This is a genomic window from Cupriavidus sp. 05N40, assembly GCF_056397305.1.
Map to the genome: position 1 here is coordinate 1 of NZ_JBFTND010000119.1, position 22,253 is coordinate 22,253.

The 22,253-nt window shown below is 68.4% G+C and carries 17 protein-coding genes and 1 pseudogene; 12 read left to right on the forward strand and 6 right to left on the reverse strand.

Going from position 1 to position 22,253, the window contains the following annotated elements; all coding sequences use genetic code 11:
• Positions 1–809 (reverse strand): annotated as a pseudogene (locus AC1DO7_RS25115) (pyruvate dehydrogenase (acetyl-transferring), homodimeric type); the annotation flags it as partial.
• 402 nt (positions 810–1,211) lie between these two features.
• Here AC1DO7_RS25115 and AC1DO7_RS25120 point away from each other — a divergent pair.
• Together AC1DO7_RS25120 and AC1DO7_RS25125 are read left to right on the forward strand one after the other, a co-directional pair.
• Positions 1,212–2,213, forward strand: coding sequence for a 5'-nucleotidase (locus AC1DO7_RS25120; RefSeq protein WP_477116683.1), 1,002 nt, complete (start codon positions 1,212–1,214; stop codon positions 2,211–2,213).
• Positions 2,210–2,527, forward strand: a complete 318-nt coding sequence (locus tag AC1DO7_RS25125; RefSeq protein ID WP_441614498.1) for a YnfA family protein — start codon at positions 2,210–2,212, stop codon at positions 2,525–2,527. Before AC1DO7_RS25120 ends, AC1DO7_RS25125 begins: the two co-directional genes overlap by 4 nt.
• A 170-nt stretch (positions 2,528–2,697) precedes the next feature.
• Here AC1DO7_RS25125 and AC1DO7_RS25130 read toward each other — a convergent pair whose 3' ends face one another.
• A complete protein-coding gene (locus AC1DO7_RS25130; RefSeq protein WP_477116684.1) occupies positions 2,698–6,267 on the reverse strand; it encodes an indolepyruvate ferredoxin oxidoreductase family protein in 3,570 nt (1,189 codons plus the stop codon).
• A 195-nt stretch (positions 6,268–6,462) separates the two neighbouring features.
• Between AC1DO7_RS25130 and AC1DO7_RS25135 the strand changes: the two genes are divergently transcribed.
• The 4 genes from AC1DO7_RS25135 (at position 6,463) to AC1DO7_RS25150 (ending at position 10,768) form a co-directional block, all read left to right on the forward strand.
• Complete coding sequence (locus tag AC1DO7_RS25135) at positions 6,463–7,410, forward strand: LysR family transcriptional regulator (RefSeq protein ID WP_441614502.1); 948 nt, start codon at positions 6,463–6,465, stop codon at positions 7,408–7,410.
• Between the two features lie 270 nt (positions 7,411–7,680).
• Positions 7,681–9,201, forward strand: coding sequence for an aldehyde dehydrogenase (adh, locus tag AC1DO7_RS25140; RefSeq protein ID WP_441614504.1), 1,521 nt, complete (start codon positions 7,681–7,683; stop codon positions 9,199–9,201).
• Between the two features lie 122 nt (positions 9,202–9,323).
• Positions 9,324–10,355 carry an alcohol dehydrogenase AdhP gene (adhP, locus tag AC1DO7_RS25145; protein ID WP_441614506.1) on the forward strand — a complete coding sequence of 344 codons (1,032 nt, stop codon included), beginning with the start codon at positions 9,324–9,326 and terminating at the stop codon, positions 10,353–10,355.
• A 20-nt stretch (positions 10,356–10,375) separates the two neighbouring features.
• Positions 10,376–10,768, forward strand: a complete 393-nt coding sequence (locus AC1DO7_RS25150) for a DUF779 domain-containing protein (protein ID WP_441614508.1) — start codon at positions 10,376–10,378, stop codon at positions 10,766–10,768.
• 108 nt (positions 10,769–10,876) lie between these two features.
• Here AC1DO7_RS25150 and AC1DO7_RS25155 read toward each other — a convergent pair whose 3' ends face one another.
• A complete protein-coding gene (locus AC1DO7_RS25155; RefSeq protein ID WP_441614510.1) occupies positions 10,877–12,799 on the reverse strand; it encodes a sigma-54-dependent Fis family transcriptional regulator in 1,923 nt (640 codons plus the stop codon).
• A 227-nt stretch (positions 12,800–13,026) separates the two neighbouring features.
• On the opposite strand from AC1DO7_RS25155, the gene AC1DO7_RS25160 reads away from it, so the two are divergent.
• Positions 13,027–13,434 (forward strand): VOC family protein, encoded by a 408-nt coding sequence (locus AC1DO7_RS25160; protein WP_441614512.1) that lies wholly within the window; start codon positions 13,027–13,029, stop codon positions 13,432–13,434.
• Between the two features lie 38 nt (positions 13,435–13,472).
• Here AC1DO7_RS25160 and AC1DO7_RS25165 read toward each other — a convergent pair whose 3' ends face one another.
• Entirely contained in the window at positions 13,473–13,727 is a 255-nt protein-coding gene (locus AC1DO7_RS25165; protein WP_441614514.1) for a hypothetical protein, read from the reverse strand.
• A 164-nt stretch (positions 13,728–13,891) separates the two neighbouring features.
• Between AC1DO7_RS25165 and AC1DO7_RS25170 the strand changes: the two genes are divergently transcribed.
• From AC1DO7_RS25170 to AC1DO7_RS25180, 3 genes are all read left to right on the forward strand, one after another.
• Positions 13,892–14,860, forward strand: coding sequence for an alpha/beta hydrolase (locus AC1DO7_RS25170; RefSeq protein ID WP_441614516.1), 969 nt, complete (start codon positions 13,892–13,894; stop codon positions 14,858–14,860).
• A gap of 9 nt (positions 14,861–14,869) precedes the next feature.
• Positions 14,870–16,927, forward strand: a complete 2,058-nt coding sequence (locus tag AC1DO7_RS25175; protein ID WP_441614518.1) for a penicillin-binding protein 1A — start codon at positions 14,870–14,872, stop codon at positions 16,925–16,927.
• Positions 16,928–17,049: 122 nt separating this feature from the next.
• Positions 17,050–18,318 (forward strand): arsenic transporter, encoded by a 1,269-nt coding sequence (locus tag AC1DO7_RS25180; protein WP_441614520.1) that lies wholly within the window; start codon positions 17,050–17,052, stop codon positions 18,316–18,318.
• 42 nt (positions 18,319–18,360) lie between these two features.
• On the opposite strand, the gene AC1DO7_RS25185 is transcribed toward AC1DO7_RS25180, so the two are convergent.
• Positions 18,361–18,657, reverse strand: coding sequence for a nicotinamide mononucleotide transporter (locus AC1DO7_RS25185; RefSeq protein WP_441614522.1), 297 nt, complete (start codon positions 18,655–18,657; stop codon positions 18,361–18,363).
• Between the two features lie 373 nt (positions 18,658–19,030).
• Complete coding sequence (locus tag AC1DO7_RS25190) at positions 19,031–20,794, reverse strand: hybrid sensor histidine kinase/response regulator (protein ID WP_441614524.1); 1,764 nt, start codon at positions 20,792–20,794, stop codon at positions 19,031–19,033.
• Between the two features lie 331 nt (positions 20,795–21,125).
• Between AC1DO7_RS25190 and arsN2 the strand changes: the two genes are divergently transcribed.
• Positions 21,126–21,554 carry an arsenic resistance N-acetyltransferase ArsN2 gene (gene arsN2 / locus AC1DO7_RS25195; RefSeq protein ID WP_441614526.1) on the forward strand — a complete coding sequence of 143 codons (429 nt, stop codon included), beginning with the start codon at positions 21,126–21,128 and terminating at the stop codon, positions 21,552–21,554.
• 213 nt (positions 21,555–21,767) lie between these two features.
• Positions 21,768–22,253, forward strand: a 486-nt coding sequence (locus tag AC1DO7_RS25200) for a GTP cyclohydrolase I (protein ID WP_477116685.1), incomplete at its 3' end; no start/stop codon positions are given.

A 22,253-nucleotide genomic window follows, 5' to 3' on the forward strand; every position in this document is an offset into this window, starting at 1 on the left:
ACGAAGGTCAGGTTGTCGAGCTGCTCGCGCGCGGCCAGCGAAAGCGCGGCGAGCGATTCCGGCTCGTCCATCTCGCCGTCGCCGAACACGCCCCACACGCGCCGCCCGGCAGTGTCGGCAATCCCGCGGTGGCCGAGGTAGCGCAGGAAGCGGGCCTGGTAGATCGCGCTGATCGGGCCGATGCCCATCGAGCCGGTCGGAAACTGCCAGAAGTCCGGCATCAGCCAGGGATGCGGATAGGAGGAAAGCCCCCCTTCGCCACCTTCGCCGCCGCCCGTCTCCTGTCGGTAGCTTGCGAGCTGGGCCTCGGACAGCCGCCCTTCGAGGAAGGCGCGCGCATAGACGCCCGGGGCGGAGTGCGGCTGGAAGTAGACCAGGTCGCCCTTGCGCCCGCCATCGTCGGCGCGGAAGAAATGATTGAAGCCCACCTCGAAGATCTCGGCCGCCGACGCGTAGCTCGACAGGTGCCCGCCCAGCTCGCCGTAAGCCTTGTTGGCGCGCACCACCATGGCCAGCGCGTTCCAGCGGATGATCGAGCCCAGGCGTTGTTCCATCGCCAGGTCACCCGGGTAGCGCGGCTGCTCGCCCACGCCGATGGTGTTCTGGTAGGCGGAGTAGGGATGCGCGCGGTGGCCCAGGCCGAGATGGCTGGCGTGCTCGGCCAGCCGCTCCAGCAGGAAGCGCGCGCGCGGCGCGCCCTCGGCGCGGACCACGGCAGCCAGGGCATCGAGCCATTCCCGGGTTTCCTCGTGGTCGGTGTCGTCGCCGTGGGCGGGATCGGTGGCTGCGGCTTGTTGCGGGGCGTGCATGGCTATCTCCGTGGGCATTCGTCGTTTCGTGGCGGGCGACGGCGTCGACGGCGGCGCATCGCCTCAGCGCAGGCTCCCTCCCCCGACAGGGCCCGGAGGAACCTCGCATGCAGGATTTCATTGTAGGGAGAGGGGTGCCGCAGAAGCTGCCGAATTGACGTGCCAGGCCGCGAGATGGCAGTGGAACATGCCGGTAGTTACACGATTTCGCGATGTCCATGCCGCCCTGCCTGGAAATGCCGGAATGACGTGCCGCAGGATAAGAGACGCGCCCGCCCGGGAGGCGGCGCCGGCCGGCGATTGCAGGTTGCGATTCTCCGTCGATTGCCTGGCCATGGCACCGGCATGCAGCGCGGGCGGCTGCCGCACGCGCTGCGTGCGCGCGCCCTTATACTCGCGCACATGGCCTACGATCTCACCGACAAACTCGTCATCGGCATCTCGTCCCGGGCGTTGTTCGACCTCGAGCACGAGAACGGTATCTATCAATCCCAGGGCGTGGYGGCCTACTCCGCCTACCAGCGCCAGCACGAGGACGAAGCCCTGCCGCAGGGCACCGCCTTTCCGCTGGTGCAGGCCCTGCTCGAACTCAACAGCCTGATCCCCGGGCGGCGGCTGGTGGAAGTGGTGGTGATCTCGCGCAACTCGCCCGACACCGGGCTGCGCGCCTTCAACGCCATCGAGACCCACGGGCTGGACATCACCCGCGCGGCCTTCACCGGCGGCGAGCCGATCGCGCGCTACCTGCAGGCCTTCAAGGTCGACCTGTTCCTGTCGCGCGAAGCCGCCGACGTGCAGGCCGCCATCGACGGCGGCGTGGCGGCCGCGCAGCTGTACGACGCACCCTCCGCCTACCGCGCCCCGGCTGGCCAGATCCGCATCGCCTTCGACGGCGACGCCGTGCTGTTCTCGCCCGAGTCCGAGCAGATCTTCAAGCAAAAGGGGTTGGAAGCCTTTATCAAGAACGAAAAGCGCCATCGCCACAAAGCCATGGCCGAAGGCCCGTTCGCCAAGCTGCTGCTGCGCCTGGCCGAGATCCAGGCGCATTTCCAGCCCGGCCAGAGCCCGGTGCGGATCGCCATCGTGACCGCGCGCAACAGCCCCGCCCATACGCGCGTGGTGCACACCCTGCGCGCCTGGAACGTCAGCATCGACGAAGCCTTCTTCCTGGGCGGCCTGCCCAAGGACCAGGTGCTGCAGGCCTTCGGCGCGCATATGTTCTTCGACGACCAGGAGGGCCATGTGGAACTGGCCTCCGCCGTGGTGCCGTCCGGGCGGGTGCCTTATCAGGGTGGGGAGCTTGGCGGCGGCAAGCGCAAGCCGGCGGCGCGCAAGCGGGCGAAGCAAACGCGCGCCTCACCCTCCGCCTCCGCGCCGATGCCGGCGGCGGAACCGGCGGCATGAAGATCTTCGGCCTCTACCTGATCACCGCCTGCGCCGAAATCCTCGGGTGCTACCTGCCRTATCTGTGGCTGCGCCAGCATGCGGGCGCCTGGGTGCTGTTGCCCGGCGCGCTGTCGCTGGCCCTGTTCGCGTGGCTGCTGTCGCTGCATCCGGACGCGTCGGGGCGGGTCTACGCGGCTTATGGCGGGGTCTATATCGCGGTGGCGATCGCCTGGCTGTGGCTGGTGGATGGCGTGCGGCCGAGCCCCTGGGACATTGCCGGGGTCGCGGTGGCGATCGCGGGGATGGCGATTATTGTGTTGCAGCCGCGGTGAGGGGGCTTTCGGTCAGCCGCGTCGCGCAGGAAGCGGGGACGAGGCGTTGAAGGTTTGGCCAGCTTGTCTCCGCGTACCGCGACTGCGACAGCCCGAAAATTGAAGCGGTATGGTGCGACAGGCATGGCGGCGGCGCACCATGCGCCGGCCGCTGTGCCTCCCGCCACCGCTCAGGCCGCCACCCGCGCCCCCGCCTCGCGGTATTGCGCCAGCAGCGTCGCCTGGCGCGCAGCCACCTTTTCCATATTGGCTTCCTTGACGTGGCCGAAGCCGCGGATATCGTCCGGCAGGCTGGCCAGCGCCACGGCCGTATCCAGGCGCCCGGCGTCGAGCGAAGCGCAGAGTTCCTCCGTCATCCCGATATAGTCGGCGACCAGCTTGCGCTCGGCGCGCCGCTCGGCGGTCTTGCCGAACACGTCGAAGGCGGTGCCGCGCAAGCCCTTGGCGCGTGCCAGCAGACGGAACACGCTCAGCATGCCGGGCCCGAAACGGCGCTTGACCAGGTGCCCGTGCGCGTCGCGCTTTGCCAGCAGCGGCGGCGCGAGGTGGAAGCCTAGCTGGTAGTCGCGGCCGGGTTCGCCTTCGAACTGGGTGCGCAGCTTGTCGAGGAAGGCCGGGTCGGCATACAGGCGCGCGACTTCGTATTCATCCTTGTAGGCCATCAGCTTGGCGAGGTTGCGCGCCACCGCTTCGGTGAGCAGCAGGCGGCTGCCGGCGCCGAGCGCCTTCTCCGCGTTGCGCACGCGCTCCACCACCGTGCTGTAGCGGGCCGCATAGGCGGCGTTCTGGTAGGCCGTCAGCATCGCTTCGCGCTGGCGGATCACGCCGTCGAGCGTTTCCGGCATCGCCACCACCTGCGCGCGCGGCGCGGGCTTGAGCTGCGCGCTGAGCGCGGCTTCGCCGTGATGGGCCAGGTAGCGGCCCCAGTCGAAGGCCAGCAGGTTCTTCTCCACCGACACGCCGTTGAGCTCGATGGCGCGCACCAGGCTCTCGCGCTGCAGCGGGATCCAGCCCTTCTGCCAGGCAAAGCCGAGCAGCAGCGGGTTGGAGTAGATCGAGTCGGCCAGCAAGGTCACGGCCCAGGCGTTGGCATCGATAAAGGCGCAGGCATCGCCCACGCTCGCGCGCAGGTCCTGCTCGGCCGAGGCGCCGGGGAACTTCCACTTCGGGTTGTGGATGAATTCGGCGGTGGGCGTGCTGGCGCTGTTGATGGCGGCGGCCGTCACGCCCGCCCGGGTCTTGGACAGGACTTCGGGCGAGGCCGAGACGATGGCATCGCAGCCGATCACCAGGCGCGCCTCGCCCATGGCAATGCGGGTGGCATGCAGCGCGGACGGGGTCGGCGCGATCTGCACGTGGCTGATCACGGCGCCGCCCTTCTGCGCCAGGCCGGCCATGTCGAGCACGGTCACGCCCTTCTTTTCGAGGTGGGCCGCCATGCCGAGCAGGCCGCCGATGGTGACCACGCCGGTGCCGCCCACGCCGGTCACCAGCACGCCGTAGGCGCGCTCGAGCGCCGGCAGCGCCGGCAGCGGCAACGCCGAGAAATCGGCACCGGCCCCCTTGCCGCCCGCGGCGGCCGGCTTCTTCACCTGCGCGCCTTCGGCGGTGACGAAGCTCGGGCAGAAGCCGTTGACGCAGGAGAAGTCCTTGTTGCAGGAGGACTGGTTGATCTTGCGCTTGGTGCCGAGCGGCGTTTCCAGCGGCTCCACCGACAGGCAGTTCGACTTGACCGAGCAATCGCCGCAGCCTTCGCAGACCGCATCGTTGATAAAGGCGCGCTTGGCCGGATCCGGATAGGTGCCGCGCTTGCGGCGGCGGCGCTTTTCGGTAGCGCAGGTCTGGTCGTAGATCAGCACGGTGACGCCGGCGGTATCGCGCAGCTGGCGCTGGATTTCGTCGAGCGCGTCGCGGTGGTGCACGCTTACGCCGCCGGGCAGCATGCCGCCGTCGCCGTATTTCTCCGGCTCGTCGGTCACCACCACGATCTTGCTGGCGCCTTCGGCCTGCACCTGGTGGGCGATCTGCGGCACCGTGAGCACGCCGTCGACGGGCTGGCCGCCGGTCATGGCCACGGCGTCGTTGAACAGGATCTTGTAGGTGATGTTGGCCTTGGCCGCGATCGATGCGCGCACGGCCAGCAGCCCGGAGTGGAAGTAGGTGCCGTCGCCGAGGTTGACGAACACATGCTTCTCACCGGTGAAGTGCATCTGGCCGGTCCACGCCACGCCTTCGCCGCCCATCTGGCTGAAGGTGTCGGTATTGCGGTCCATCCACAGCGTCATGTAGTGGCAGCCGATGCCGGCCATGGCGCGCGAGCCTTCGGGCACGCGGGTGGAAGTGTTATGCGGGCAGCCCGAGCAGAACCAGGGCTTGCGCTCCACCGCGATGCGCGGGCGCGCGGCCTCGCGCTCCTTGGCTTCGATCAGCGCCAGGCGCGCGGCGATGCGCTCGCGCACGTCGGACGGCAGGTCGCTCTTTTCCAGGCGGGTGGCGATGGCCTTGGCGATCAGCGCCGGCGACAGTTCATAGTGCGCCGGCAGCAGCCAGTTGCCGCGCGGCACCGACCATTCGCCACCGTGGTTGCCGCGCTCGTCGAACTTGCCGTAGACCTTGGGGCGCACGTCGTCGCGCCAGTTGTAGAGTTCTTCCTTGAGCGCGTACTCGAGGATCTGGCGCTTTTCTTCCACCACCAGGATTTCTTCCAGCCCGGTGGCGAACTCGCGCGCGTCATGCGCGTCGAGCGGYCACACGCAGCCCACCTTGAACACGCGGATGCCGATGCGGCGGCAGGTGTCGTCGTCCAGGCCCAGGTCGGCAAGCGCCTGGCGCACGTCGAGGTAGGCCTTGCCGGCGGTCATGATGCCGAAGCGCGCATTGGGAGAATCCAGCACCACGCGGTTAAGCTTGTTGGCGCGCACATAGGCCAGTGCCGCGTACCACTTGTGGTCCAGCAGACGGGCTTCCTGCACCAGGGGCGCATCCGGCCAGCGGATATTGAGACCACCCTCGGGCATGGCGAAATCTTCCGGCAGCCTGATCTGCACGCGCTCGGGATCGATCTCCACCGAGGCGTTGGACTCCACCACGTCGGTCACGCATTTCATCGACACCCACAGGCCGGAGTAGCGGCTCATGGCCCAGCCGTGCAGCCCGTAGTCGAGGTATTCCTGCACGTCGGACGGATACAGCACCGGAATGCCGGCAGCCATCAGCACATGCTCGGACTGGTGCGCCACGGTGGAGGACTTGGCCGCGTGGTCGTCGCCGGCCAGCAGCAGCACGCCGCCGTGCGTGGCCGAGCCAGCCGAGTTGGCGTGCTTGAGCACGTCGATCGAGCGGTCCACGCCCGGGCCCTTGCCGTACCACATCGAGAACACGCCGTCGCGGGTGGCGCCGGGGAACAGGTTGACCTGCTGCGAGCCCCATACGGCGGTGGCGGCCAGGTCCTCGTTGACGCCGGGCTGGAACACCACGTCGCTGGCGGCCAGGTGCTTCTTGGCCTTCCACAGCGCCTGGTCCACGCCACCCAGCGGCGAGCCGCGGTAGCCGGAGATAAAGCCCGCGGTGTTGAGGCCGGCGGCGCGGTCGCGCGCCTTCTGCAGCATCGGCAAGCGCACCAGCGCCTGGGTGCCGCTCAGGTAAACCCTGCCTTTCTCGAGGGTGTATTTGTCGTCCAGCGAAACGCTATCGAGGGACGCCAGCGCGGCTTGCAGGTCGGGGGATAGGGGTGCATTCATCGATGCTGTCTCCGTGTGCTCTCAGGGGCTGCGCTGAGTGTAGGAAGGCCGCTCGATATCGTAAAATCATGAATTCAGAGAGCAGGTATCTGAAAATCGGATAGCGAGCGTTAACCCGTAGCGCCGGAGACGCAAAGCCGAAGCGCCACTTTCACCACCAGCGGCGCCACCAGCCGTGCAGGAAAAGGAGATGCCATGCCGAAGGACCGCACCGGGGGACAGGACAGCGCGCCGCGCCTGGCCAAGGAAATCACGCTGCGGCAGTTCCGCTACTTCGCGGCGGCGGCCGAAACCGGCCAGTTCTCGATGGCGGCTACCGCCGAGCATGTGTCGCAGTCGGCCATCACCAATGCCGTGCTGATGCTCGAACAGCAGCTCGGCGTGCGCCTGTTCGACCGCCTGCCCCACGGGGTGACGCTGACGCCTGAGGGCCACCGCCTGCACCAGCGCGCCCGCGAGATACTGGACGCCGTGCAGGACACCCTGCGCGAGCCGCGCTTCCAGGCGCACAATCTCAGCGGCACGGTGCGGCTGGCAGCGTCGTACACCGTGCTCGGCTACCTGCTGCCGGGCCTGCTGGCGCGCTTTCGCACCAACTACCCGGATATCGATTTCGACCTGCACGACATGGACCGCCCCGGCATCGAGCAGGGCGTGCTGTCCGGCGACATCGAGCTTGGCATCTGCCTGCTGTCCAACATCGAGAAACTGCAGCGCTTTGCCCATCACACGCTGATCCGCTCGCGGCGCCAGCTGTGGGCTTCGCCGTCGCACCCCTTGCTGGCCCTGCCCAGGCTGACGCTCAAGGATATCGCGGCGCACCCCTATATCCTGATCACCGTGGACGAGAGCGAGCGCGCCACGCTGCGCTACTGGCGCAGCAAGCGGCTGGCGCCGTCGATCGCCTTCCGCACCAGCTCGATGGAAGCGCTGCGCGGGCTGGTGGCGCACGGCTTCGGCGTGACGGTGCTGTCCGACATGGTGTACCGGCCCTGGTCGCTCGAAGGCCGCCAGATCGAGGCCCGGCCGATTGCCGACGGTGTGCCGGACATGGAGGTCGGGCTGCTGTGGCAGCCGGGACGCAAGCTGGATGCGCCGGCCGACGCGCTGCGCGAATTCCTGATCCACGCCAGCGGAAGCTAGCAAGGCCGGCCTGCGCGCAGCGTGTCACCCTGCCACACGCTGTCACACACTGTTCCAGATTGGCACACCTGCGCCGCGCATGACACATCGGCTGCGGCTGGCATAGCCGRCCGCCGGCCAGTCTTTGCCTGCCTTTCGCCGCCGCCGTGCGCCGCCGCTCGCCGGGCATGCCTCTTGCGGATAAGGGGCCGTGCGCGCGGCATCGCCGCACGGTGCGCTGTCCTTTCGACATCGCACGGAACCAAGCGAAATCAAATAACGGAGCGAGACATGGACATGGCGGAAATCGCCCAGCTGGGCGTTGCGAATCCCTACAAGGACCAGTACGAGAACTATATCGGCGGCGCCTGGGTGGCCCCGGTCGACGGCCAGTATTTCGAGGCGATCACGCCCGTCACCGGCAAGCCGTTCACGCGCGTGCCGCGCTCCAACCAGAAGGACATCGACGCCGCGCTCGACGCCGCCCACCGCGCCAAGACGGCCTGGGGCCGCACCTCCACCACCGAGCGCGCCAATATCCTCAACCGCATCGCCGACCGCATCGAGGCCAACCTCGTCACGCTGGCGGTGGCCGAGACCATCGACAACGGCAAGCCGATCCGCGAGACCACCGCGGCCGACCTGCCGCTGGCGGTGGATCACTTCCGCTACTTCGCCGGCTGCATCCGCGCGCAGGAAGGCGGCATCTCCGAGATCGACCACGACACCGTGGCCTATCACTTCCACGAGCCGCTGGGCGTGGTCGGCCAGATCATTCCGTGGAACTTCCCGCTGCTGATGGCGACCTGGAAGCTGGCGCCGGCGCTGGCCGCCGGCAACTGCGTGGTGCTCAAGCCGGCCGAGCAGACCCCGGCCTCGATCCTGGTGCTGATGGAGCTGATCGGCGACCTGCTGCCGCCGGGCGTGCTCAACGTGGTCAACGGCTTCGGCCTGGAGGCAGGCAAGCCGCTGGCGTCCAGCCCGCGCATCAACAAGATCGCCTTCACCGGCGAGACCACCACCGGGCGGCTGATCATGCAGTACGCCTCGCAGAACATCATCCCGGTGACGCTGGAGCTGGGCGGCAAGTCGCCCAATATCTTCTTCGAAGACGTGATGGCCGCAGACGACGCCTTCTTCGACAAGGCGCTGGAAGGCTTTGCCATGTTCGCGCTGAACCAGGGCGAGGTCTGCACCTGCCCGTCGCGCGCGCTGATCCAGGAATCCATCTACGAACGCTTCATGGAACGCGCGCTCAAGCGCGTGGCGGCAATCAAGCAGGGCCACCCGCTCGACAAGACCACCATGATCGGCGCGCAGGCGTCGCAGGAGCAACTGGAAAAGATCCTCTCCTACCTCGACCTGGGCAAGCGGGAAGGCGCGCAATGCCTGATCGGCGGCGAGCGCAATGCGCTGGGCGGCGACCTGTCCACCGGCTACTACGTCAAGCCCACGGTCTTCGCCGGCCACAACAAGATGCGCATCTTCCAGGAGGAAATCTTCGGCCCGGTGGTGTCGGTGACCACCTTCAAGGACGAGGACGAGGCGCTGGAGATCGCTAACGATACGCTCTACGGCCTCGGCGCCGGCGTATGGAGCCGCGACGGCGCGCGTGCCTTCCGCATGGGCCGCGGCATCCAGGCCGGGCGTGTGTGGACCAACTGCTACCACGCGTATCCGGCGCACGCGGCCTTCGGCGGCTACAAGCAATCCGGCATCGGGCGGGAGAACCACCGCATGATGCTGGACCACTACCAGCAGACCAAGAACCTCCTGGTGAGCTACAGCCCGAACGCTCTCGGTTTCTTTTGATCCAGCGCAAACATGGGCGAGCGCGCCGCTGGTGCACCGCGGCGCGCACGCGCATGATCGGACTGACGCCCGGCCGCGCGCGGCGGGCGTAACTGTCAACGGAATCAGCATCAGGAGTCGACATGACAGCAATGATGAAAGCCGCCGTGGTACGCGAATTCGGCGCCCCGCTCACGATCGATGAGGTCCCCGTGCCGGAGCCCGGCCGCGGGCAGATCCAGGTCAAGATCGAAGCCTCCGGGGTCTGCCACACCGACCTGCACGCCGCCGAGGGCGACTGGCCCGTCAAACCCACCTTGCCCTTCATCCCGGGGCACGAAGGCGTGGGCTATGTCTCCGCCGTGGGCGCCGGCGTGACGCGCGTGAAGGAAGGCGACCGCGTCGGCGTGCCCTGGCTCTACAGCGCCTGCGGCTATTGCGAGCATTGCCTGCAGGGCTGGGAGACGCTGTGCGAGAAGCAGCAGAACACCGGCTACTCCGTCAACGGCGGCTACGGCGAATACGTGGTGGCCGATCCCAACTACGTGGGCCTGCTGCCCGACAGCGTGGGCTTCGTCGAGATCGCGCCGATCCTGTGCGCGGGCGTGACGGTCTACAAGGGCCTCAAGGTCACCGACACGCGCCCGGGACAGTGGGTGGTGATCTCCGGCATCGGCGGCCTTGGCCACGTCGCCGTGCAGTATGCGCGCGCCATGGGCATGCGCGTGGCGGCGGTGGATATCGACGACAAGAAGCTCGAACTGGCCCGCAAACTCGGCGCCGAGGTCACCGTCAACGCGCGCACCACCGATCCGGTGGCCTACCTGCAGAAGGAAATCGGCGGCGCGCACGGCGCACTGGTGACGGCGGTCTCGCCCAAGGCGTTCGGCCAGGCCATCGGCATGGTGCGGCGCGGCGGCACCATCGCGCTCAACGGCTTGCCGCCGGGCGACTTCCCCACGCCGATCTTCGACGTGGTGCTCAGGGGCATCACCATCCGCGGCTCCATCGTCGGCACCCGCAGCGACCTGCAGGAATCGCTGGACTTCGCCGCGCACGGCGCGGTCAAGGCCACGGTTTCCACCGCGCCGCTGGAGCAGATCAACGATATCTTCGCGCGCATGCGCTCCGGCGACATCGAAGGCCGGGTGGTGATGGACTTTTCCGCAGCCTGACCAGGCAAGGAGCGCCCCCGATGTCCGACACCACCATTCCTGCCGGCGCCGTGCAACGCGTGATCGCCACGCCTGCCGCGCAGGCGCTGATCGAGCGCCTGCGCGGGCAGCATGGCGAGCTGATGTTCCACCAGTCCGGCGGCTGCTGCGACGGCAGCGCGCCGATGTGCTATCCGGCCGGCGAGCTGATCATCGGCGATGCCGATGTCTGCCTGGGCGAGATCGGCGGCATGCCCTTCTACATGACCCGCGCGCAATTCGAGTACTGGCAGCACACGCGACTGGTGATCGACGTGGTGCCCGGCACGGGCGGCATGTTCTCGCTGGAGGGGCCGACCGGCTTGCGCTTCCTGACGCGCTCGGAGCTGTTCAGCGACGAGGAGGCGGCGCGACTGGAGAAAGCCGCTCGCTGACTGCGCACACGCAAGGACAGAAGGCTGCTTCGTTGCGCCCGCATGGCGCGGCAAGGCAGCCTCTTTTTCATTGGCGCCCGCGCCAGGAAGCGCGTCGGCCTCCGGCCTTCAGTCGCGCTTCTTCAATCGCCTGTAGATGGTATTCCTGGAAACGCCCAGTTCCCGCGCAGCCAGGCTGACATTGCCCGCATGCCGCGCCAGCGCCTGGCGGATCAGGCCCGCCTCGACATCCCGCAAGGGCTCGGGTGAATCGCACGCCGCCGCGGACGCGGCGCATGGCGCGGCTTCACGGGCAGGGCCGGGCGCAGCCAGTTCGTCGAAGAAATCCTCCGGCAGGTGCGCCACCCCGATCACGTCCTCGCCTTCGGCCATGATCGCCGCGGTGCGCAGCACATTGACCATCTGGCGCAGGTTGCCGGGCCAGGCATGCCGCTGGAAGCGTTCCAGCACTTCGGCAGACACGCGCAGCGCATGCGGGCCGCCGCCCTGCTCCGGCGGCGCGAGCTGCTGCGCCAGGATGCGCTCCACCAGCGCCGGCAGGTCGGTACGCTCGCGCAGGGCGGGCAGCGTGACGGCGAGTGCGTTGATGCGGTAGTACAGGTCTTCGCGGAAGGTGCCGGCGGCGATCATCGCGCGCAGGTCGCGGTGGGTGGCGCAGATGATGCGCAGGTCCACGGGAATCGCGCGCGTGGCGCCGAGCGGCGTCACGGCACGCTCCTGCAGCACGCGCATCAGGCGCACCTGCTGCGCCAGCGGCATGTCGCCGATCTCGTCGAGGAACAGGGTGCCGCCATGCGCCTGGACCAGCTTGCCGGGACTGCCGCGCCGCCGCGCGCCGGTGAAAGCGCCGTCTTCGTAGCCGAACAGTTCGGCCTCGATCAGCGACTCGGGGATCGAGGCGCAATTGACCGCTACGAAGGGTGCGTCGCCGCGCGCAGAGGCACAATGGATGGCGCGCGCCAGCCACTCCTTGCCGGTGCCGGTACGGCCGAGCACCAGGATCGGGATATCGCGCCCGCGCACCTTGTCCACCCGCTGCAGCACGGCTGCCATGCGGGCGTCGCCGGTGTCGAGGGCGGCCAGCGCGGAGGCCTGGCTGCACGGCGCGGCGGGCGCCGCGGCGGCAGCGGCACGGCGTGCGGGCATGAGCCGCGTCGTGCGCGCGAACACATGAACGCGACTCGGCAGCGTGAGCGTGAGCAACTGGTCGCTGGCCTCGCCGCCCTGCCTCAGCGCGGCGCCCAGCGGCATGCCGAACAGGTCGGCGAAACCCTGGCGGTCCAGCGTGTCGGGCGAAAGCCCCAGCTGGAACAGGCCGCTGCGGTTGGCGGCGAGAAAGGTACCGTCGGGCGCAAACGCGGCCATGCCTTCGAACAGCGTGCCGACGAATTCCGGGCGCGCATGAAAGCGCACCAGCACGCCATCGCTGAAATGCGTGGCGAACAGGTGGTTCTCGATCATCTGCGCCGACATGCGCACCAGCGCCAGGGTGTGCTTGTGAAAGCCGCGGTGATCGCCGCTGACATCGAGCGCGCCGAGGACCTGGCCGAACGGACCGGCGATCGGGGCGCACGAGCAGGTCAGCAGACGGTTGGCACGCAGGAAGTGCTCATCGGCATGGACCACCGTGGCGCGCGCCTCGGCCAGCGTGGTGCCGATCGCGTTGGTGCCCTTGCTGGACTCCGCCCACGACACGCCCGGCGCCAGCGCCACGCGCCGGGCCTGGTCGGCGAAATCGCCGTCGCCCAGGCTGTGCAGGATCACGCCGCCACTGTCGGTAAGCAGCACCATGCTTTCGGTGCCGGCGATCTGCGCGTGCAGGGTTTCCATCACCGGCAGCGCATGCCGGTAAAGCGCCTGGCTGGCGTCGACCAGTTCGTGCAGCGCGTGCTTTGGCAAGGGGTGGAAATCGGCCCCGTGGGCGACTTCGAGCCCGAAGGCGGCGGAACGCGCGTGCGCGCGGGCGATCAGGGAGCCGCGCTCCGGGTCGTCGGGCGACGCCGCGGCGTGGCGGGCAAGCGGGCTGCTCATGACGGCTGGTCTCCTGTTATGGATCCCGGTCGGTCCGGGTCAGGCCGTCTCTATGCGCGGATGTCGGGGCGGCATGGCGACCTTGCCGCGAAACCTTATCACAAGCAGGGCGCGCGGCGCGCGGGCATACGTCCGAAGTCGGGTGTAAAGTACATGCATTCCCGGCCCACCCCTTCCTTCATACCAGCGTCACCCCCTCCGGCATTTCCATTTCCGAAAGGTGCAAGATGAGCATCGTGATTGACCGCTTCGACCATATCGTCCTCAATGTGAAGGACGTCGAGACCAGCGCCGCGTGGTACGAAAGCGTGCTGGGCATGACGCGAGAGGATTTCGATTCGCGCACCGGCAAGCGGGTCTCGGTGCGCTTCGGGCAGCAGAAAATCAACCTGCGCCCGATCGGCACCGACACCGTGGCGTGGTTCACCGGCGTGCATCCCACCCCAGGCAGCGACGACCTCTGCTTCATCACGCGCAATTCGCTGGAGAGCGTGATCGCGCACTGGCTGGCGCACCGCGTGCCGATCGAGGCGGGGCCGGCTGCCCGCACCGGCGCGCTTGGCCCGATGACCTCGGTCTATTGCCGGGACCCGGATGGCAACCTGATCGAGGTGGCCGCCTACCCTGCGAACTGAGCGGCGCACCGAGCGGCGAACCGAGCGGCGGACGGCTTCTAGCGCTTGCCGTCGAGCAAATCGTTCAGCAGTTCGTCGAACGCCGCCTGGGCGTCTTCGAGTGCCTGCAGCGCCGCGTCGAAGGTCGTCAGCGCCATCTTGGACGGATTGCCCGAGCCCTGCGGCGCAAACTGCCCTTGCAGCGAGGTGAAGGCCACCTGCACCTGGCGGCTGGCGCTGACCACGCGCTCCATTGCCTGCGCTTCTTCCGCGCGTCTCTGGCCGGCCAGGGCCGGATCGTTTTGCTCGCTCATGTTGCTTTGGCTCCGTGCGCGGCCGCACGGGCCGCCGTTGATGTGGAGCGTATCGTACAAGAACTTGTAGCCGCCTGGCCCGGTCGAATGCCGTGGCCGCGGGAAATGCCCCCGGGGCTCCCCCGCTGCGCGCAGGCCGCGCCGGACATTTTTGCGAATCAAGCATGCCGTCATCCCTTTCCCGCAAGACGCTCGCCGTTGCCCTGTTCACGGCCGGCAGCTTTACCTGCTACTGGACCTATCTCACGCTGAACCAGGACAGACTGCTGTTCGACGCCCGCCGCCGCCCGCCGCGCGACCTGCCCGACGGGATCACCACCTATGCGCACGAGGTGCCCGGCGGCCTGCTGCACGGCTATGTCTATGGCGCCCCGGCGGCGCCCGACGGCTCGCCGGCGCTGCCCGAGGACGATGCCCCGCCGGTGCGTGACCTGCTCTTTTACCTGCCCGGGCGCGGGGAGGACGTGCTGCTCACCATGCAATACCTGGAATGGTTGCCACCGGGGGTAGGCTTTGCCACCATGGACTACCGGGGTGTGGGCGACTCGGACGGCACCCCGTCGGAAGCTTCCGCGGTGGCGGATGCGAGCCAGTTCCTGCTGCACGTGCGCCGCGTGTTCCCGGGCACGCGCGTGCACGTGGTCGGGCGCAGCCTCGGAACCGGCATCGCCATCCAGCTGGCGGACCTGCAGGACTTCGAAAGCCTGCAACTGATCACGCCCTACGATTCGCTGCTGGAAATCGTGCGCAAGCGCTTCCCGCTGGTGCCGCTGCGGCAACTGATGCGCCATCACTTCGATTCGATCTCGCACTGCAAGAAGGTGGTGCAGAGCACCAAGGTGCTGCTGGCGGAGACCGACGAGGTGGTACCGCATGAATGCTCGGAGCGCCTGATCGCAGCGTGGCCCATGCCGGTCGCGCAGGAAACCGTGCCGGGCACCGACCATTTCACCATCATCGAGCGACGCGAGACCTGGCGCGCGCTGGCCGGATTCGCGCAGCAGGTGGGCTCGCCGGAGATGCGTCCGGTGGCATCGCCACCCCCGGCGCAAGCAGCCGGCATGGGCGCGGCGGCCCCCGCCGACGAGCTTGTGCATCGCCTGTCGGCGGTGGCGGCCCTGGCCCCAAGGTAGAATGCGCGCATGAAACGAGTCGTAGCAAAGGCAGCCAGCGCCACTTTGGCGCTGGCTGCAGCCTCCATCCTGCTTGTCGGGTTCGCCGCTGTCGTGAGCCTGCGCCAACTCCCCGCCGTCGACGCCCTGCGCGATTACCGCCCGGACCTGCCGCTGCGCATCTTCACCGCCGACAACGTCCTGATCGGCGAATTCGGCAACGAGCACCGGGAATTCGTCCCGCTCGAACGCATGCCGCGCCAGATGTCCAATGCCCTGCTCGCGGCCGAGGACGACCAGTTCTACGAGCACGCCGGCGTGGACATCCCCGGCATCTTCCGTGCCGCCCTGGCCAATATCGGCGAGGGCTATGCGCAGGGCGCCTCCACCATCACCATGCAGGTGGCGCGCAATTTCTACCTGTCGCGCGAGAAGACGCTCTCGCGCAAGTGGTATGAAATCCTGCTGGCCTGGAAGATCGACCACTCGCTGTCGAAGGACCGCATCCTCGAGCTGTACATGAACCAGGTCTACCTGGGCGAGCACGCGTACGGCTTCGGCAGCGCCGCGCAGGCGTACTTCGGCAAGCCGCTGGATGCGCTCTCGCTGGCCGAATCGGCCATGCTGGCCGGCCTGCCCAAGGCGCCCTCGACCATGAATCCGGTGGTGAACTTCCAGCGCGCGAAGCTGCGCCAGCAATACGTGCTGGGACGCATGCAGGCGCTGGGCATGATCACGCACGAGCAATACCAGGCGGCCCGCAAGGAGACGCTGCAGGTGGCAGGCGGGCGCAACGGCCACTTCGACGGCCACGCCGAGTATGTCGCCGAGCTGGCGCGCCAGCTGGCCTACGAGCGCTTCGGCGAAGATGCCTACACGCGCGGGCTGAACGTCTACACCACGGTATCCTCGGTGCGGCAGAGCCTGGCCTACGAGGCCGTGCATGCCGGCCTCGACCAGTACGGCCGGCGCCATGGCGCCGCGCCGGGGCCGCAGGCCGCGCTGGTGTCGCTGGACAGCAAGAGCGGCGCCATCGAAGCCATGATCGGCGGCGCCGACTTCGGCACCAGCCGCTTCAACCATGCCACCCAGGCCGAGCGGCAACCCGGCTCGACCTTCAAGCCGTTCATCTATTCCGCCGCGCTCGAACGCGGCCTGTCCTCCAACACGATGATCAACGACGCGCCGCTCGATGCCTCGTCGCGCTGGCAGCCGGGCAACGACGACGGCCGCTTCCTGGGCGCCGTGAGCGTGCGCCAGGCGCTGGCCGAGTCGCGCAACCTGCCTGCCATCCGTACGCTGCAGGCCATCGGCATTCCCTATGCGGTGGACTACGCGGGCAAGTTCGGCTTCGCCGAGCAACGCCTGCCGCACTACCTGCCGATGGCGCTGGGCACCGGCACCACCACCCCGCTGCGGCTGGCCGCCGCATATGGCGTGTTCGCCAGCGAAGGCTACCGCACCGAGCCCTACCTGATCGAGCGCATCGCCGACGCCGAGGGCAACGTCCTGTTCACCGCGGCCAGCGAGCCGCAGCCGCGCCGCGTGATTCCGGAGCGCAATGCCTACGTCATGAACAACCTGCTGCGCAGCGTGGTGACCAGCGGCACCGGGGCCGGGCTGCAGCACTACCTGCGGCGCGCGGACGTGGCCGGCAAGACCGGCACCACCAACGACTCGGTGGACGGCTGGTTCGCCGGCTACGCATCGGGCATCGTCACCGTGGCCTGGATGGGCTTCGACGACAACCGCACGCTGGGCCGCCACGAATTCGGCGCGACCACGGCACTGCCGATCTGGGCCGCGTACATGGAGGGCCGCCTCGCGGGCCAGCCCGAGGAGGAATTCGCCGCGCCCGCGAACCTCGTGCGCAGCGGCGACGACTGGATCTATCCGGAATACGCCGACGGCGGCCACGGTATCGCCTCGCTGGGTTTCCCGGCGCCGGCGCCCGAGCAGGAGCCTGCCGCCAGCCCGGCACAGGATGGCCCGGCTGGCCCCGCGGCGCCGTCCGACCCGCTGCGCACTGCCGCGCCCGTGGCACCGCCATCGGCCATCGTGCCCCGCGCGCCACAGTCGAGCACCTGAGCGCCTGAGCACCCGGGCGCCTGAGTACCTGAACACCGCGGGCACCCGCAGCTGACGCCGCCGAATCCGCCGCGCCCTGGCGCGGCGCCACGACACCCACGACACGAACTGCCGCCCATACGATGCTGCCGACCAGCCTGTCTCCCTACAATGGCCTCCTGATCTGGGCGGTTGCGGCGGCCGCCACCGTCGGCGTCATCACGCGGCCGTTCCGCTTGCCCGAGGCCGTCTGGGCCGTGGCCGGCGCGCTGCTGCTGTGCATGACGGGGCTGCTGGCCCTGCCTGATGCGCTGGCCGCCGTGGCGCGCGGCTACGACGTCTACCTGTTTCTCGGCGGCATGATGCTGGCCGCCGAACTGGCCCGCAAGACCGGACTGTTCGACCACCTGGCGGCGGTGGCGGTGCGCCGGGCGAAGGGTTCGGCGCGGCGCCTGTTCGTGCTGGTCTATGGCATCGGCACGCTGGTCACGGTGTTCATGTCGAACGACGCCACCGCGGTGGTGCTCACGCCCGCCGTGCTGGCCGCGACACGCGCCGCCAGGGTCAGGCATCCGCTGCCCTACCTCTACATCTGCGCCTTTATCGCCAATGCCGCCAGCTTCGTGTTGCCGATCTCGAACCCGGCCAACCTGGTCGTCTTCGGCGAGCGCATGCCCACGTTGCTGGGCTGGCTGGCGCGCTTCGCGCTGCCTTCGGCGCTGGCGATCGCCGCCACCTTCGCCGCCCTGTACTGGACGCAGCGCCACGCGCTCGACGAGCGCATCGCGGCCGACGTGCCGGTGCCGCCGCTTTCGCCCGAGGCCCGGCTCACCGCCGCCGGGATCGTGGTGATGGGTGTGGTACTGCTGGCCGCCTCGCTGCTGGGCGCCGAACTCGGTTGGCCGACCTTCCTGGCCGGCCTGGCCACGCTGGTGCTGGTGTGCGCGCGCCGGCCGGGCCTGTGCCTGCCGGCGCTGCGCGAGATTTCGTGGGGCGTGCTGCCAATGGTGGCGGGCCTGTTCGTGCTGGTGGCGGGGCTCGAGCAGACCGGCGTCATCGGCCGGCTGGCATCGGAGATGCAGGCGCTCATCCGCCATGCGGCCACGACCGGGCTGTGGCTGCCCGGCGCCGTGGTGGCGCTGGCATCGAACGTAGTCAACAACTTGCCGGCCGGGCTCATTGCCTCGTCCGTGCTCGCGGCGGGACACGCCTCCACCGATCTCACCAGCGCCGTGCTGATCGGCATCGACCTGGGGCCCAACCTCTCGGTCACCGGCTCGCTGGCCACCTTGCTATGGCTGACCGCCTTGCGGCGCGAGGGCCACGAAGTGGGCGCGCTGCAGTTCCTGCGTCTCGGTGCCCTGGTGATGCCGGTGGCGCTGGCGCCCGCGATCGCCAGCCTGCTGTGGTGAGAAGCAGCGCCGCGTTCCGCGGCACTGCCCGGCAGCAAGTACTCAGGCCGGGTGCGCCTGCGTGTGCGCGCGTTCCTGCTCCCGATGAAACTTCGTGTGGCGATACAAGCCATAGATGCTGGTCGCGGTAAAGCCCAGCTGCTGGACGAACAGGCCATAGGTGCCGGTCACCAGCGCGAATACGCTCCATACCAGGTTGGAACAGAGATAGGCGATCCAGCCCCAGCGCGACGCCTTGTTATGCAAGGCAACCAGCAGGGAGCCGCTCATCGCCAGCGCGCAGCCGGACCATTCGAGGCCATTGAGCAGATTGGGAATGTACTGTTGCGCCAGATCCATCGCGCTTGTCTCCTGAATGATTTCAGATTTATTTTGTGTTCATCTTTTGCATACAATGCAGGCCGAAGCTTAGCCTGCCGGGGCGCGGCAGGGCAAGCGTTTTTGCTCGGGTTTTGCGCGATCGATGGAATACCCCAGGGCCTTGGCTGGATTATTTCGTCAGATAGATGACGATGGCGATGACCCCGAGCGCTGCCAGGGTGAGCATGAGGAAAACAAGCATCGGCAGCATGTGGTGTTGTCGTTCCATCCAGTATGGAGTGGCCGCAACGACACTGGCGTAGGGCGATGGCTGATTCGGGCCAGACGGCCTCCTACATGCCGCCGTTGCGCGCACACCAGCACGCATCCGGCCGCATCCGGCACGCACGCCTCAGCTGCGCGCCAGGACCTGCGCCAGGGCCTCCAGCGCCAGCGGCTTGGCCAGGTGGAAGTCGAACCCGGCCGCCGCGCCGCGTTCCCTGTCGGCCGTGGACGCGTAGCCGCTCAGCGCAACCAGGCGGGTGCCCGCGAAGGACGGCAGCTGGCGCAGGTGCCGGGCCAGTTCGAAGCCGTCGATGCCGGGCAGGCCAATGTCGATCAGCGCGACATCCGGCGTGAAGTCCGCGGCGATCTCCAGCGCGTCCTCGCCGCTGACGGCCAGCCTGACTTCGTGGCCGTCGAGTTCGAGCAACATGCCGAGCGCGCGCAGGCCCTCGGCATTGTCGTCGACCAGCAGGATGCGCATCGGGGCGAGCTTGCCGGTGGTCTGCGCGGCCACCTCGGCCAGTCCGGCGCACACCACCGGCAGGCGCGCCTGCACCTCGGTACCGAGACCCCTGCCATCACTGCGCACCGTGACCGTTCCGTTGTGCAACTCCACCATGCGCTTGACGATAGCCAGCCCCACGCCCAGGCCACCCCCATGCGCATTGGCCGCATACTGGCTGAACATGTCGAGCACATTGGGCAGGAAGGCGGGATCGATACCCACGCCGTTGTCCTTGACCGTGATCACCAGCACGTCGTACGGGCCGGCATCCTCGTCGTTCGCATCCGCTTCCCCCATCGGCGACGGCTCGACCTGCAGCGACAGGTCCATGGTGCCGCCGCGCGGCGTGTACTTGATCGCGTTGGACAGCAGGTTGGTCAACACCTGCGTGAGCCTTGCCGCGTCGGCATACACTGTCACCGGCGCGTCGGGCAGCGAGGTGGTCAGCACGTTGCCGTGCCATTCGATGTCCGACGCCACCGCGGCCAGGGCATCCGCCACGATGTCCTGCATATTGGCGTGGGTGCGCACGATCGGCACCTTGCCCTGCTTGATGCGCGAGGCATCGAGCAGATCGTCGGTCAGCCGCTTGAGCTGGCGCATCTGGCGCTCGGCGATATCGAGCATGCCCGAGGTGGACTGCTGCGCCGTCGCGAGCCGGCGGCTGACCTTGATCGCGCTGTCGATGGCGGCGATCGGGTTGCGCAGTTCGTGCCCGAGCATGGCGAGGAATTCATCCTTGCGCGTATCCGACAACTGCAGCGCCGCGCGCGCGGCCTTGGCCTGCGCCGCTTCGGCGATGGCTGCGTCCTTGCTGCGTGACATGTTGAGCACCGCGCCGGCGAAGCTGGCCAGGCTCTCGAGCAGGCGGCAGTCTTCCTCGTCGAACCAGCGTCCCGGCTCGTGCGTCGCGACCCAGATGGTGCCCCAGGGTCCGCCATCGCCGGGAACCGGCACGACCAGTTCTTCGACCGCCTCCGGCACGGTGGCCGGCAAGCAGGAAAAATGCCGTTGCGGATAGGCCAGCAATTGCGGGCTGCCCAGTTCCAGCGTCACGCCGGACGGGCTCGCGTCGCACGACACCACATGGCCGACCTGCGCGGCGCTGAGCCCCGCGGTAGCGATCCAGCGCAATGCCGGCGTGCCGTCGTTGCCGGGCTCCGGCAGGCAGATGCCGGCGCTGCCCGCGCCGCAAAGCTGTAGCGCGGAATCGGCCAGCGATTGCAGCAGCGCCAGGTCGGACGACACCAGCGCGCGCGCCAGGCGGCGCAGCGCCACGCACTCCGCTGCGTAGTCGGGCGAGCGGGCCGTCCGCTTGCCGAGTTCGTCGGTCTTCAGGATGCCCGCGCTGCGCGCGCGCATCAGCGAAGGGGATGGTGACGCCATGGCAAGTCGCTCCCGGGGACCGGAACAAGTTCCGTGGCAGGCACCGGCGCGCCGGGCGCGCGCGAAACATCCCGCCAGCAAGGAATGTTAGCGGATTTCGGGCCAGCCGGACCGCACCCGGCCCCGCGGGCCAGCGTCCCGTCATCAACACCGTCAACGCCATCGACGCCATCGCTATCGAGGGTCGGCAGCGATAGTTCGCAACAGCCGATCCGCCACGCAGAGGTGCGGAGAACGCGATACGCGAATCTACTTAAGAAGTTTCCCTAGGCACGATGGAAGCCGTCTGAACTTAAGATAGGGATAACAGCCCGAAGTACAGGAGGGCACGATGCGCCCGCACAATGCAACCGAAAAGGACCGCGAGGAAGTAGAAGATCTGCTGCGGGCTTGCGCCTTGCCGCTGGAGGGCGTCGCCTGTCATATCGGCAATTTCCTCGTGGTGCGCGACAACGCAGGCCTGCTTGGCTGCGCCGGCGTGGAGAACTATGGGCACGTCGCGGTACTTCGCTCCGTGGCGGTGGCCCAGCGCGCACGTTCGGCCGGGCTCGGCGAACTGCTGGTGGCCGCCATGCTGGCCGAGGCACGCACGCGCGGTGCCCAGTCAGTGGTGCTGCAGACCACCACCGCGGCCGCCTACTTCGCGCGGCTCGGCTTCGAGCAGGTCGAGCGCGCCTGCATGCCGCCCGAGCTGCAGGACGCGATTTCGCTGCGCGAGGCCGGTCCCGCGCCCGCCACCGTGATGCAGGCCGCGCTGTAGCCGGTCCTGCGCGGGCAGGCGCGGGGACACGCGCCTGCCTGTCTTCGCCCCGCCACCCCCTCCGCTGCCGTCTCTGTTGCGTGCAACGCACCCCGGCACGCAGATCGGCGTAGGATATCGTTCTGTCCGGACCGCAAGCCAGTCTGCGCGGCGGCCGCCACATGCCGGCAGGGCTTGCGCCAACCCTTTCTCCTCGATCACGAAACGCACGATATGGAATCCGATCACCACGCATCCCCTGCGCAACTCGACGAAGCGGCGGGCAGTGCGTCGTCCCGCATCCGGTCGCGCCTGCAGGCAGCGCATGAGCGTTTTCATGCCAACGACAATATTTCTGCCTACGTCCAGCCGGGCGAACTCGACGAACTGCTCGATGAAGTGCAGGCGCGCATGGAAGACGTGCTGCGCAGCCTGGTGATCGACATCGAGCGCGACCACAACACGCGCGAGACCGCGCGCCGCGTGGCCAAGATGTACCTGAAGGAGATCTTTGCGGGGCGCTATGTCAGCCCGCCCAATGTCACCGAGTTCCCCAACGCGGAGCGCATCAACGAACTGATGATCGTCGGCCCGCTGCGCGTGCGCAGCGCATGTTCGCACCACCTGTGCCCGATCATCGGCAAGCTGTGGGTAGGCGTGATGCCCAACCAGCATTCGAACCTGATCGGCTTGTCCAAGTACGCGCGCCTGGCCGAATGG